13 protein-coding genes are annotated in these 12693 nt (G+C 69.8%); 7 read left to right on the plus strand and 6 right to left on the minus strand.

Annotated features, from left to right (window positions below):
- Positions 1–46: 46 nt before the first annotated feature.
- Positions 47–1414 (minus strand): WS/DGAT/MGAT family O-acyltransferase, encoded by a 1368-nt coding sequence (locus EIZ44_RS08200; RefSeq protein WP_037817087.1) that lies wholly within the window; start codon positions 1412–1414, stop codon positions 47–49.
- Between the two features lie 184 nt (positions 1415–1598).
- On the opposite strand from EIZ44_RS08200, the gene EIZ44_RS08205 reads away from it, so the two are divergent.
- Positions 1599–3245, plus strand: coding sequence for a thiamine pyrophosphate-binding protein (locus EIZ44_RS08205; RefSeq protein WP_167754036.1), 1647 nt, complete (start codon positions 1599–1601; stop codon positions 3243–3245).
- Between the two features lies 1 nt (position 3246).
- Here EIZ44_RS08205 and EIZ44_RS08210 read toward each other — a convergent pair whose 3' ends face one another.
- Positions 3247–3696 carry a MarR family winged helix-turn-helix transcriptional regulator gene (locus EIZ44_RS08210; RefSeq protein ID WP_134728146.1) on the minus strand — a complete coding sequence of 150 codons (450 nt, stop codon included), beginning with the start codon at positions 3694–3696 and terminating at the stop codon, positions 3247–3249.
- Positions 3697–3759: 63 nt separating this feature from the next.
- Between EIZ44_RS08210 and EIZ44_RS08215 the strand changes: the two genes are divergently transcribed.
- Genes EIZ44_RS08215 through EIZ44_RS08225 form a run of 3 tightly spaced genes read left to right on the plus strand, consistent with a single transcriptional unit; the run spans position 3760 to position 5397 of the window.
- The gene (locus EIZ44_RS08215; RefSeq protein WP_134728147.1) at positions 3760–4128 is read left to right on the plus strand and encodes a VOC family protein; all 369 of its coding nucleotides are present in this window, start codon (positions 3760–3762) and stop codon (positions 4126–4128) included.
- Entirely contained in the window at positions 4121–4972 is an 852-nt protein-coding gene (locus EIZ44_RS08220) for an NAD(P)H-binding protein (protein WP_134728148.1), read from the plus strand. Before EIZ44_RS08215 ends, EIZ44_RS08220 begins: the two co-directional genes overlap by 8 nt.
- Positions 4969–5397 carry an EVE domain-containing protein gene (locus EIZ44_RS08225; RefSeq protein WP_134728149.1) on the plus strand — a complete coding sequence of 143 codons (429 nt, stop codon included), beginning with the start codon at positions 4969–4971 and terminating at the stop codon, positions 5395–5397. Before EIZ44_RS08220 ends, EIZ44_RS08225 begins: the two co-directional genes overlap by 4 nt.
- A gap of 2 nt (positions 5398–5399) precedes the next feature.
- Here the strand turns inward: EIZ44_RS08225 and EIZ44_RS08230 are convergent, their stop codons facing one another.
- Entirely contained in the window at positions 5400–6077 is a 678-nt protein-coding gene (locus EIZ44_RS08230; protein ID WP_037817079.1) for a GntR family transcriptional regulator, read from the minus strand.
- Positions 6078–6324: 247 nt separating this feature from the next.
- Between EIZ44_RS08230 and EIZ44_RS08235 the strand changes: the two genes are divergently transcribed.
- The 3 genes from EIZ44_RS08235 to EIZ44_RS08245 all read left to right on the plus strand — a co-directional run bounded on the left by EIZ44_RS08235 (position 6325) and on the right by EIZ44_RS08245 (position 9293).
- Entirely contained in the window at positions 6325–7653 is a 1329-nt protein-coding gene (locus EIZ44_RS08235) for an MFS transporter (protein WP_037817078.1), read from the plus strand.
- A gap of 13 nt (positions 7654–7666) precedes the next feature.
- Positions 7667–7951: a hypothetical protein gene (locus EIZ44_RS08240; RefSeq protein ID WP_037817077.1), complete on the plus strand. Its 285-nt coding sequence runs from the start codon at positions 7667–7669 to the stop codon at positions 7949–7951.
- A 70-nt stretch (positions 7952–8021) separates the two neighbouring features.
- The gene (locus EIZ44_RS08245) at positions 8022–9293 is read left to right on the plus strand and encodes an aminotransferase family protein (RefSeq protein WP_134728150.1); all 1272 of its coding nucleotides are present in this window, start codon (positions 8022–8024) and stop codon (positions 9291–9293) included.
- Positions 9294–9359: 66 nt separating this feature from the next.
- Here the strand turns inward: EIZ44_RS08245 and EIZ44_RS08250 are convergent, their stop codons facing one another.
- From EIZ44_RS08250 to EIZ44_RS08260, 3 genes are all read right to left on the minus strand, one after another.
- Entirely contained in the window at positions 9360–10241 is an 882-nt protein-coding gene (locus tag EIZ44_RS08250; protein ID WP_338081054.1) for an SdiA-regulated/phytase-like domain-containing protein, read from the minus strand.
- Between the two features lie 1368 nt (positions 10242–11609).
- Positions 11610–11807 (minus strand): hypothetical protein, encoded by a 198-nt coding sequence (locus tag EIZ44_RS08255; RefSeq protein WP_037715481.1) that lies wholly within the window; start codon positions 11805–11807, stop codon positions 11610–11612.
- A 354-nt stretch (positions 11808–12161) separates the two neighbouring features.
- Positions 12162–12680 carry a GNAT family N-acetyltransferase gene (locus EIZ44_RS08260; protein ID WP_134728152.1) on the minus strand — a complete coding sequence of 173 codons (519 nt, stop codon included), beginning with the start codon at positions 12678–12680 and terminating at the stop codon, positions 12162–12164.
- Positions 12681–12693: the final 13 nt, after the last annotated feature.

Genomic DNA, 12693 nt, shown 5'->3' on the forward strand with positions numbered 1-12693 from the left:
GTCAATCGAATAACCACGCCGTCTCCGGCGCCATCCAGTGTCCGCGCTACCCCCGGGTCGCGAACTCCAGTTCGGCGAGCGCGGTGTCCAGATGCGTCAGGATCCGCTGCAGATGCGGGACACTGCGCCGGCATCCGGTGACACCGAAGTCGAGATTGTCCCCGTTGCTGGTCAGCGTGATGTTCAAGGCTTGCCCGTCGAGCAGTACTGACGCCGGGTAGATGCCGTCGAGTGCAGCGCCGTTCCAGTACATCTGCTTGCGCGGGCCGGGCACGTTCGAGATGACCAGGTTGAACGGCGGCCGCGTGTTGCCGACGACCCCGGGGATCGGCGACGCGCCCAGCTGGGCCACGTTGATCCCGGACAGCAGCAGCGTCTGCAGCGGCGACAGCTGCGAAAACAGCTTCTTGCCGTTCGACATCGACTCCGAGATCGCGGCCAGCCGCTGCGCCGGATCGGTCAGGTCGGTGGCGAGGTTGCACAGCAGCGCGCCGATGTTGTTGCCGGTCGCGTCGCCGGAGTCGCGGCGGCGCAGCGACACCGGGACCATCGCGACCAGCGGCGCGTCCGGCAGCGCGCTCTGTTCGATCAGGTAGTCGCGCAGCGCGCCGGCGCACATCGCGAGCACCACGTCGTTGCGGGACACGCCCGCGGCCGTCGCGACCTCGCGCACCCGGTCGAGCGGCCAGGACTGCGCGGCGAACCGGCGCGCGCCGCCGATCGGCACGTTCAGCATCGTCTTCGGCGCCTGCATCGGCAGCGTGAGCCGGTGCTCGCGGAACGCCTCGCGCGCCACCTTCGCCGCGGCCGGCGCGATGCCCGCGACCTGCTCGAACGTCTTGCCCACGAGGGCGAACGGCGACGCGGAAGCACGGCCGTTGCGGTTCGCGGCCGGCTTGTCGCGCGAACCCCACGGAGGCGGGCAGTCCAGGTCAGCGGGATCGTCCGAGAGCGTGCCCTGCAGATGCCGCAGCGCCGAAACGCCGTCCATCAGCGCGTGGTGGATCTTGGAGTACACCGCGAACCGGCCGTCGCGCAGTCCTTCGATGAGGTGCGTTTCCCACAGCGGCCGGTGCCGGTCGAGCAGCGTGCTGTGCCAGCGCGAGGTGAGTTCGAGCAGTTCGCGGATCCGGCCCGGCTGCGGCAGCGCGGAGTGCCGGAAGTGGTAGTCGAGTTCCAGATCGGTGTCGCGCGACCAGCGCACGTGCCCGACGGTGTTCACCGGACGGCTCGGCCGCATCCGGAACACGCCGCGCATGTTGTCCGATTCGAGCAGGGAGCGGCGGAGGTCGCGCAGATAGTCGTCGCCCGCGCCGTCGGGTTTGCGGAACAGCTGGAGCCCGCCTACGTGCATCGGGTGCTCGCGGGTCTCGACCATCAGGAACATCGAGTCGGTCACCGGCATCAACGGCATTCGGCCACCCCTTTCCGCTGCCGCGGGGACCTCGGCGTCCCCGGCACCCGGAGTGTACGCACGAAAAAGGCGGCGCCTCAGATCTCGCGGCCGGACGGGGGACAGCGGGGCCGCGCGGCGATGACAACCCCTGTCCGGTGACGTTGTCTGCAGCTGCTTACGCGAGGCGGATACCATCGCTGGCGTGGCAGGACGGACTGGAGCTCAGCAGCTGGGGGACGCGCTCACGGCTCTCGGGACCGAGGTGGTGTTCGGCCTGCCGGGAGTCCACAACCTGCCGCTGTGGGAGGCGTTGGCGGACACCGGGATCCGGCTCGTCAACGTCCGGCACGAACAGACCGCGGGGTACGCCGCCGACGGTTATGCGCGCAGGACGGGAAAACTCGGCGTCGCGCTCGTGACCACCGGACCCGGCGCGGCGAACACGCTCGGCGCGGTCGGCGAAGCGATGGCGTCCGCGGCTCCGGTGCTGGTGATCGCCACGGACATTCCGTCGACGCTGCGCCGTCCGGGTGTCGTGCGCGGAGTGCTGCACGAAACCTCCGATCAGCAGGCGATGTTCGCCCCGGTGACGAAAGCCGGTTTCACGGTGCACCGCGCGGACCAGATCGCCGCGACGTTGCACCGCGCCGCCCGGCTCGCGCTGATGCCGCAAAGCGGTCCGGTGTATTTGGGCATTCCGACCGATTTCCTCCGCGAGACCACGCCGCCGCGCGAACCGCCCGCGCCGCCCGCCGAACGCGTGCTCGACCTGCCGGATCTGCCGCGCGCGGCGGAGCTGCTGGCGTCCGCGCGCCGTCCGCTGATCTGGGCGGGCGGCGGCGCGTTGCGCTCCGAAGCGGGCGAAGCGATCGGGCATCTCGCTGAACGGCTGGCCGCACCGGTGGTCACCACCTTCGGCGCGCGCGGCCTGCTTCCGCCCGAACATCCTTGCCTGGCCCCGAATCCGGTGCACGCGCCGGAGGTCGGGCAGCTGTGGGACGAGGCCGACGTGGTGCTCGCGATCGGCACCGATTTCGACGGCCTGATGACGCAGAACTGGCAGATGCCCGCGCCGCCGAAGCTGATCGCGGTCAACGTCGACGCGGGCGACGCGGCGAAGAACTACCGGCCGGACGTCACCCTGGTCGGCGACGCCCGCCGCGTCGTCGAATCCCTGCATCCGGATACGCGGCCCGGCCTGGACGAACTGACCGCGCGGCTGGCCGGGATCGGCCGCCGGGTGCGCAGGCGCATCCGCGACGAGGAACCGCAGGCCGCCGATTTTCTGTCCACTTTGGAGGAAGTGCTCCCGGCGGACGGGACGATCGTCACGGACATGTGCGTCGCCGGATACTGGATCGGCGGCTTCCACCGGGTCCGCGCGCCGCGGCGGCTGGCGTACCCGATGGGCTGGGGCACGCTCGGCTACGGCTTCCCGGCGTCGCTCGGCGCGGGCGCGGCGGCCGAGGCGGCGGGCGGCGGGCGCGTTCTGTGCGTCACCGGCGACGGCGGTTTCCTATACGCGGTAGGGGATTTGGCGACGCTCGCCGAGGAACAGCTGCCGGTGACGGTCGTGGTCGTCGACGACGGCGGTTACGGCATGCTGCGCTTCGACCAGGACCAGGAAGGACTGCCGCACCGCGGGGTCGACTGGGACAGCCCGGATTTCGTCGGACTGGCCCGTTCGTTCGGCGTGCACGCGGACCGGGTGTCCGGCTTCGGCCGCGCGTTCCGCCGTCTGCTGAGCGAATTCGTCGAGTCGGACGAGCCGAACGTGCTGGTGGTGCGTGCGAAACTGAAGCCGCCGCTGAACACTTCGCCGCGCTGGTACCGCAAACCGCGCGGCTGAGCTATCCGCCGTCCCGCAGGGAACTGGCCATGCTCCGCAGGATCCGGAACGCGTCCGACTGCTCGGCCTCGGTCAGCCCGGACAGCATCCTGACCTCGACGGCCCGGACCGCGGCGCTCGCCTTCTCCAGGCTCCGCCGTCCGCGCGGCGTGAGCCGGGCGGGAAGGGCCTTCCCGACGGGCGCTTCCGCGGGCCTGGTCACGTAACCGTCCCGCTCCAGGGCCTGGAGCAGCACGTTCATCGACTGCCGGGTCACGAACGTGCCGCGCGCGAGTTCGGAATTCGACAGGCCCGGCCGCTGCGCCAGCAGTTCGAGGCAGGAGTAGTGCGTCACCGTCATCCCGAGCGGACGCAGCACCTCCTCCATGGCCGCCCGCAACGCGCTCGACGTCTCTTTCAGCAGGTAGCCCAGCGACTTGTCCAGGTCGACCCCGGCCCCGTCTTGACTCATGTCAGGATTCTGACATACAGTGGCTCGTGTCAGGAACCTGACACGAAGAAAAGGAGCAGCACCGTGCCCGCCATCGGCCCCGATTTCCTCTCCCTCCAGGCCCGTGACCTGGACGCTTCCCAGGCGTTCTACGAGCGCTACCTCGGCCTCGTCCGCTCGCCGGCCGGACCGCCGCACGCCGTCGTCTTCGAGACGAAGCCGATCGCGTTCGCCCTCCGCGAGGTCGTTCCCGGCACTGACCTCGCCTCCGTCGCGCAGCCCGGCATCGGCGCCGCGGTCTGGCTGCTCGCCACCGACGTCCAGGCCATTCACGACGCGCTCGTCGCCGACGGGCACCCCATCGTCTCCGCGCCGATCGACGGTCCCTTCGGCCGCACGTTCACCTTCGCCGACCCCGACGGCTACCACGTCACCCTCCACGACCGTGGCTGAGGCGAGCACCCTCGTTTTCGGGGCTACCGGAGCACTCGGCCAGCATGTCCTGGACGCGCTGGTCGAGCGGGGCAGGAGTCCCGAGACGATCACCGCGGCCGGACGCAACCCGGCGCGTCTCGCGGAACTCGCGTCCGCCGGGTTCCGTGCCGCGTCCGTCGACCTGTCGGATGAGGCTGGCGTCGCGGACCTGGTCGCGCGGCATGCGGACATCGTGTTGATCTCGGGCCGCGACGAGAATCGCCTCGCGCAGCACGAGTCGGTCATCAAAGCCGCGAAGAACGTCCGGCATCTCTACTACACCAGCGGAGTCCGAGCCGACGACGACCGGTTCGAGATCAACGCGGATCACCGGGCGACCGAGAAGGCCCTTGTCGATTCCGGCGTGCCGTGCACGATCCTGCGGAACACTTGGTACATCGAAAACTACGTCCAGTCGCTGGCTGGCCCCCGCTTCACCGGCGTTCTCGCCGCGGCGACCGGTGACGCCGTTGTCGCGGCAGCCAGCCGGAAGGATCTGGCCGAGGCGTTGGCCGTCGTGGTCACCACCGAAGGGCACGACAACGTCACGTACAACCTCTCCGGCGACACGGATTTCACCTACGCCGACATTGCCGAAGCGATGTCGGTGGTGCTGGAGCGTGAAGTCGCTTATCAGCCGGTCACTCCCGAGGAGTTGCGGGCGCTGCTCCGCAAAACGGGGATGGCCGACGAGTTGGCCGATTTCCTGGTCAGTCTGGACGAAACCATTGCCGCCGGGGTTTTCGCGCGGGTTGGTGACGATCTTTCCCGGCTCCTCGGCAGGCCGACGACCGGTCTGGTCGAAGGGCTGACCGCGAAGTGAACGCCTCTGCCCAGCGCTTCTGGATCAACACCGTCAGCCTTGACCACGTGGAAGCCGCCGTCGAGGGTGGCTTCACCCAGGCGGATCACGGTGCGGGCAAACGTCTTCGGCAGCCGCGTCCCGGCGACGAGATGATTTTCTACTCGCCGCGCACGAGCTTGCAGGGCGGCGCGCCGGTCCGGCAGTTCACCGCGTGGGCCACCATCACCGGCGAAAAGCCTTACCAGGCCTACGTCAGCGACGACTTCCGGCCGTGGCGGCTCGCGGCTTCCTTCCACGCTTGCGCGCGGGTGGACGCGAAGCCGCTGGTCGGCCAGTTGTCGTTTGTCACCGACCCCGCGCATTGGGGCCTGCCGTTTCGCCGCGGCCTGTTTCCCGTGCCACAGGAGGATTTCGAGGCGATCCTCGCGCGGATGACCGCGTGACGTCAGCTGTGGTGCGCGTCCGCGTCCCAGCTGAGGAACGCGTCCAGCGTCGCTGACCGGTGCGCCCGCGCGCAGTGCTCGATCCATTCGGCCCCGGAACCGGAGCGGATCAGGTCCAGCAGCTGGTCGTGTTCGGCGACGGAGGCGAGCGCGCGGGCGGGCACGAACGAGAAGGTCGAATCGCGGATCGTGGCGAGCTGGGCCCAGCCCTTCTTGACCAGGTCGACCAGGCTCGGATTGGGGCAGCGGGTGTAGAGCACCTCGTGGAACTCGTGGTTGAGCCGGGTGAATTCGACCGGTTCGAGCTGGCCGAGGCCGGCGCGCATCCGGTCGTTGAGCTCGCCCGCCTCGGCGAGGTCGTCGGCCGTCAGATGGGGCGCGGCGAGCGCGGTCGCCGCGCTTTCCACGATCGCGAGCATCTGCATCGTGTGCTCGTAGCCGACCGGATCGATCGCCGCGACGGTCGCGCCGACGTTGCGTTCGAAGTGCACGAGACCCTCGGCCTGCAGCAGCCGCACCGCTTCCCGCACCGGAACCGTGCTCACGTCGAATTCCTTGGCCAGCGAACCCAGGACAAGCCGGTGCCCGGCCGGGTATTCGCCCGCGGTGATCCGGGACTTCAGCACTTGATACGTGTGCTGGCTCTTGCTCAGCCCCGCCTGCTCGTGCGTGGTGGACATCCCTGTCGCCTCCCCTTCGCCACCCGCCGCGGCGGGGTGTCCAGGCAACCGTAACCGGTCCGTTCGCTCTGCTAAATAATATACCATCTGCCCGCTGTGGCCATTGGATGGAATGCGCGGGCACGCTGCCAGTTTCGACCGCTGTAGACAAAAGTCCTGCTCAGTTACCTGATTGAGGCTTGTCGGGATGGCAGCTGATTATATACGATCTGGCACGGCCTGAAGCACTGTCAGCAGGGGAGGCGCGATGCCGCGCACGTCCGGGATCAGCAGAGAGCACCGCCGCGTCGTCCTGGCGGCGATGGTCGGCACGACTATCGAATGGTTCGACTTCTTCATCTACGCGATCTGCGCCGGATTGGTGTTCGCGACGCAGTATTTCGCGGTCCTCGGCAAGGACGCGCTGATCGTGTCGTTCGCGACGGTCGGCATCAGCTTCTTCTTCCGCCCGATCGGGGCGGTAATCGCCGGACACCTCGGCGACCGCCTTGGCAGGCGCGCGATGCTGATCCTCACCCTGCTGCTGATGGGGATCTCGACGGTGCTGATCGGCCTGGTGCCGAACACCGCGTCGATCGGGGTGTGGGCGCCGATCATCCTGGTGCTGCTGCGCATCGTGCAGGGGCTTTCGGCCGGCGGCGAATGGGGCGGTGCGGCTTTGCTCGCGGTCGAGCACGCGCCTGCCGAACGGCGCGGGCTTTACGGCGCGTTCCCGCAGATCGGCGTGCCGATCGGGCTGCTGCTGGCCAACGGCGTCCTCGCGCTGGTCACCGCGCTGACCTCGCCGGAGCAGTTCCTGGCGTGGGGCTGGCGGATCCCGTTCCTGCTGAGCGTGGTGCTGATCGTCGCAGGACTGATGATCCGGTCGCGGGTCGCGGAAAGCCCGGTGTTCGAGGAGGTCCGCGAGAAGAAGGCGCGCTCGAGCATGCCGCTGGTGCAGTTGTTCCGGCACCACTGGAAGCTGGTTGTCGCGGGCGCGCTGCTGTTCGCGGCCAACAACGCCGTCGGGTATATGACCACCGGCGGATACGTGCAGTCGTACGCGACGAAGACCCTGCACCTCGGCCGGTCGACCGTACTGATCGCGGTGATGCTGTCCGCGGTCGCCTGGCTGGTGAGCACCCTCGTCGGCGGCTGGCTCGCGGACCGGATCGGCCGTGTCCGCACTTACCGGATCGGGTTCGTCATCCAGCTGGCGTGGATGTTCCCGTTCTTCGCGCTGATCAACACGGCCAACGTCGGACTGCTCCTGGTGGCGCTGTTCCTGTTCTCGGTCGGGCTCGGGTTCACCTACGGCCCGCAGTCGGCGCTGTACGCGGAGATGTACCCGACGACAGTCCGCTACAGCGGCGCGGCGATCTCGTACGCGATCGGCGCGGTGCTCGGCGGGGCGTTCGCGCCGACCATCGCCGAAAGCCTGCAGACCAGCACCGGCACGGTCTACGCAGTCGGCGGCTACCTCGCCGTGATGACGCTGATCGGCCTGGTCACCAGCTTCTTCGTCAAGGACCGGAAGGGCGCGTCGCTGAGCTCCGCGCCCGCCAACGCACAGGCAACCACCGTCGAAAACGTCTGAGCGGGGGCGCGCGATGCGGACCCAGACCCGAAGCGACTACTGCGCGTGGCTCGACGCGGCCGCCCGGGAAGCGCACGACGCGATCAACCGGATCCACGTCGAGGCTTACGCCGATCTGGTCCGCGCCGCCGAGCTGTACAAGGGCGAGCTGGCCTGCCGCCGTCCGGCGCGGCGGCAGGCGCCTGGTCTGCCCGGCCGGGGTCAGCGCCATCGGAGCCATCGGGCCCACGGGCTGCGGGGTTCCGCGATGGCGCGCGTCGAGGGGTCGCGGTTCGCCGATCCCCGGCCGGGCGGGTAGAAAGGGCGGCGGCGGCCGGTCGCCGCTCCCCGCGGCGCCCGGCCGGTTGAGCCGACCCCGAGGAGGAGCAATGCCGGACCAGCAGCCGAACCCGCTGTGGCACCCGTTCGCGGACATGGGCGCGGTCGACGGAAACCGGTTCGTGGTGACCCGCGGCGAGGGGTCCTATGTCTGGGACGACGCGGGCCGCCGCTACTTCGACGCCTCCGCGTCGCTGTGGTACTCGAACCTCGGGCACGGCCGTCCCGAGATCACCCGCGCGGTGACCGAGCAGCTGGAGAAGCTCGACGCGTACAACCTCTTCGGCGGCGTCGCGAACGAACCCGCGCTGAAGCTGGCGTCGCGGCTGTCCGAGCTGGCTCCGGTGCCGGGGTCGAAGGTGTTCCTCGGCTCGGGCGGCGGCGACATGGTGGACACCGCGGTGAAGATCGCGCGGTCCTACTTCGTCCACACCGGACGTCCGGACAAGACCCACGTCATCAGCCGGACCCAGGGCTACCACGGCACGCACGGATTCGGCACCGCCGCGGCCGGGATTCCGGCGAACGCGGAGGGCTGGGGCCCGCCCGCCGCGGATTTCTCGCAGGTGCCGTATGACAACGCGGCGGCGCTGGAGGAGGAGATCCTCCGCGTGGGGCCGGAACGGGTGGCCGCGTTCTTCTGCGAACCGGTCATCGGCGCGGGCGGCGTGCTGCTTCCGCCGGACGGCTACATCGAGGAAGTGGCGGCGATCTGCCGCAAGCACGAGGTGCTGTTCGTCGCGGACTGCGTGATCTGCGCGTGGGGCAGGCTCGGCACCTGGTACGGCATCGACCGCTGGTCGGTGCAGCCGGACCTGGTGACCACGGCGAAGGGCGTGACGAGCGGGACGATCCCGCTCGGCGTGCTGCTGGTCGCGCCGCACGTGGCGGAGCCGTTCTTCACCGGCCGTCCGGGCGCGCCGATCCTGCGCCACGGCGCGACGTACGCCGGGCACCCGGTCGCCTGCGCCGCGGCGAACGCGACGCTGGACATCTACGAGCGCGACGACATCATCCCGCGCGGCAAGGCACTGGAGAAGCCGCTCGCGGACGCGCTGTCCGGTGCGGTCGGGCACCCGGCGGTGGCGGAGGTCCGGGCCGGGCTGGGATTCCTGGCCGCGGTGGAACTCGCGCCGGACCTGCTGGCCGCGGACCCGGGCGCGCCCGGGAGGCTGCACAAGTTCTTGCTCGAGGAGGGCGTGATCGTGCGCTCGCTCGGCAAGGGGATGGCGGTGTCGCCGCCGCTGGTCGCCGAAGAGGCGGAGCTCGACCTGCTGGCCACGGCCGTCCCGCGGGCCTTGGACCGGTTGCTGAAGAACTGACGCTCTTACGACACTGCGGCGGCGCCGGGGTTTCCGGTGCCGCCGCAGTTGTCTGTCTACAAAGGACTACTTACAGGAGAGCGTCCCGGTGCGCAGGGCGTGGTTGTCGTCGTTGCCGTCGTCGGACCACACGACCTGCTTGCTTCCGTTCGCGCAGGTCGGCGAGATGGCGAAGCCCTCGTTGTTGTAGTTCGACATCCCGGACGGGCGGTCGTACTGCGCGGTGGCCGCGAACGCGCCCTTGGAGTTGACGTCGAGCGTGCTGGTGCGACCCTTGCAGGTGTTGTCGCATTCGGCCCACAGGTGGCCGGTCGACGGTTCGTACTCGAGATCCATGATCGCCGGGAACCCGCTGTCGATGGTGGCGACGCGCGTGTACTTGCCCCCGGACTGGTCGAGCGCGTACGCGTAGACCTTCCCGTTGTCCTCGAGCCCGACGAAGTACAGGCCGGTCCCGTGGTTCGGATAGCTCACCGGGTTGTAGGCGGCTTTCGTGTGCTCGTCCCGGAATTTGTGCGCGGTGAGTGCCGAGTCCGGGACCCAGGAGATGGCCTCGAGCCCCTTGTTGGGCTCGACCGACGGCAGGTCGGAGGTGAGATCCCATTCCCCGGTCGCGTTGAGCGACTTGCCCGATCCCGAGGTCGCGTACCGAAGCACGGCGGGCTTGCTCGTGTCGCCGTCGTCGTTGTCGCGCTCGGTGGCGGTGAAGACGCCGTCCGGGGTGAAGACGACCCCTTCGGCGTCCGGGTCGCCGCTGCCGTCGGAGTAGTGCATGGACTTGCCCTCGGACCAGCCGTTGGCGGTGTCGGGCCGCCACTTGGCGCCGTCCTGGACGAGCCGGTACAGGGTGCTCGGGCCGTTCTTCACCGCCCACAACACGGTGGGCGATTCGTACGACACGCCGCTGAGGTTGCTGCCGAAAACCCCGGAGTCGTCGGCGATGGCCACCTTCGACCCGCCAGGCCACGCCGTAGCCTTCGGGGCAGCCGCCGGCGCCGCGTGAGCCGCACCGGCCCCGACCGCGAGCGCGAGGACCGCCAACGCGACGGTGCCCCGGATTTTTCCACGCCGACTGTTTCCACGCAGATGTGTTCCACGCTGGTGCGCAAGCAAAGGAGCCGCTCCTTCTGTCCGTCGGGCACGGATCGCAGGACCGTGCCGAGGTGGTCGCTGCTGACAAGCGGCGGTCCCGCAGACGCGGGACTTACAGCAGTGGGTGATCGACAGTGGAGCACACAGCGTGGCCGGTAAGCAACAAACAGCAGGTGACGTTGTCCCGCTGACCGGCACGACGGTGGTGTGTCGGTCGATTACCGTGCTGTCGACGGGCAAACGGCCTCTCGGGGAGGTTTCCGGGCGGCGGTTGAGTGGTGACCGGGTGAGGTCCGCTTGGCGACGGTCACCGGACAGTTCGGTGACCTTTGTGCGGGGTGGCCGGGACAGTTGCTCGGGGACCGTCGCCGAGTGGGGCCGTGTCAGACGGATGGCCGCTGTGCCGCTCGCTGCGCGGCGGTCTCCGGACGGCAACTGCCGGGCGTCACTGGGGAGCGCCGCCTGTCGCCGGACGGGAATCGCCGGGCACCGCCGGGACCGCTGCTTGGCGACTGGCACCGAGCGGAAATCGCATCAGGCGGATGGCCGCTGCGACGCCCACTGAGCGGCGGTTGCCGGACGGCAATTGCCGGGCGTCACCGGAAGCCCCACCGGTCGCGGGGCGGGAATCGCCGAGAGCCGCCGGTGCCAGCCGCTCATCGCCGGGCTGCGATCGCGCGGAGCCGTCGGGCGGTGCTGCCGGTCGCTGGACGGCGACCACGGGATGCCATCGGAGAGGATCGCCGATAGCCGGGCGACGATCGCCGGGGAGCCGTCGGGGGAGCGGCACCGGTCGCGGGGCGGCAATCACCGGGAGCCGTCGAGCCACCGGTGACAGCCGCCCGTTGCCGGACCGCACTCACCGGGAGCCGTCGAGCCACCGGTGACAGCCGCCCGTTGCCGGGCCGCGATCACCGGAAGCCACCGAGCCTTCGGCGACAGCCGCGCGCTGCCGGGTCGCAATCACCGGGGGTCGTCGAGCCTTCGGCGACAGCCGTCCACTGCCGGGCCGCACTCATCGGGAGCCGTCGATCTGCCGGTGACAGCCGCCCGTTGCCGGGCCGCGATCACCGGAAGCCACCGAGCCCTCTGCGAAAGCCGCCCGTTGCCGGACCGCACTCATCGGGAGCCGTCGATCTGCCGGTGACAGCCGCCCGTTGCCGGACCGCACTCATCGGGAGCCGTCGATCTGCCGGTGACAGCCGCCCATCGCCGGGACCGAACTCACCGAGCCACAGTCCGCCACACCGGCACATTGACGACCGCCGCGGGCATCCCCGGAGCGCCGCTGTCCCCGGGGACGATCGTGAACCGCCACTTGTCCACTCCGCCGCCCATGATTTCGGCATAGCGGCGGGCGCCGTCCGCGTTCGCGAAGCGGACCTGCTGACCACTGGCGAGGTGGGTGATCTTGACCGCCACACTGCCTCCTGGGGATCGATCGACGGACACGTTCTGCCTGGGTGCCGGCCCGCGGAGCTTCCCCCTCCGGGGCCGGCCCATCCAGTAGAACACGTGTTCGATTCCCGCGGCAATCCAGGTCCCCCTCCCGAGCGACCCACGCGCGGCTGACGCGGAAAGACCGCCAGCCCGGCAAGAAAAACCCGCGAGACATCGTCGGGTTGGCCGACGAGGCGAGCGGCGGCGAGTGAAGTTCCGGCAGCGGCCGGAGCGGGTCGGAAGTGTCGTGAGCTCGCTTGCCCCAACGCGGGACTGTCGGACTGATCCGGGCGCGGGCGACCCCAACGGAATCAGCCCGAACAGCGCCGAAACCGCTTACCCCACACCAGAAACGCGGGCAGACCGCATCATCGCCACTCGAGGCCACCGGTCCAGCCCCCGTGCGATCTCCGCTCGCCGGATCTCCCGCAGTGCCGGTCCCTGCTCCTCGTCGGCCAGCACGCGGAACCCGAGTCGCTCGTAGTAGGGCGCGTTCCACGGCACCTCGGCGAACGTCGTCAGCGTCAACCCGGAGAACCCGCGCTCCCCGGCCCACGCCCCGACCATCTCGATCAGCGCCCGCCCCAATCCGCGGCGCGCGTGGCTCGGCAGCAGCGAAACCTGTTCCACATGACCGAAACCGTCGACCTCATCGGCGAGCACGTACGCCGCGATCGTCCCGCCGTCGTCCCAAACCCAGCAGCGGCCCGCGGACTGGAACACGGAGAGCTCGTCGACCGAAGGCGGTGCGTCATCGGCGATCTCGGTCATGCCGACGGCCCGGAACGGTTCTCCGGCAGCACGTTCGAGGTCAGGCAGCGCAGGAAGATCGGCGGGGACAGCGAGACGGATCACCGGCCCGACTTTA

Source organism: Amycolatopsis nivea (genome assembly GCF_004522235.1).
In the GTDB taxonomy this organism is placed as follows: Bacteria; Actinomycetota; Actinomycetes; order Mycobacteriales; family Pseudonocardiaceae; genus Amycolatopsis; species Amycolatopsis nivea.

What these genes read in the sequence shown, in the direction of transcription:
- EIZ44_RS08235 (WP_037817078.1), top strand. Translation starts at nt 6,325, where the DNA reads ATGCCGCGCACGTCCGGGATCAGCAGAGAGCACCGCCGCGTCGTCCTG.
- EIZ44_RS08240 (WP_037817077.1), top strand. Translation starts at nt 7,667, where the DNA reads ATGCGGACCCAGACCCGAAGCGACTACTGCGCGTGGCTCGACGCGGCC.
- EIZ44_RS08230 (WP_037817079.1), bottom strand. Translation starts at nt 6,077, where the DNA reads ATGTCCACCACGCACGAGCAGGCGGGGCTGAGCAAGAGCCAGCACACG.
- EIZ44_RS08210 (WP_134728146.1), bottom strand. Translation starts at nt 3,696, where the DNA reads ATGAGTCAAGACGGGGCCGGGGTCGACCTGGACAAGTCGCTGGGCTAC.
- EIZ44_RS08245 (WP_134728150.1), top strand. Translation starts at nt 8,022, where the DNA reads ATGCCGGACCAGCAGCCGAACCCGCTGTGGCACCCGTTCGCGGACATG.
- EIZ44_RS08200 (WP_037817087.1), bottom strand. Translation starts at nt 1,414, where the DNA reads ATGCCGTTGATGCCGGTGACCGACTCGATGTTCCTGATGGTCGAGACC.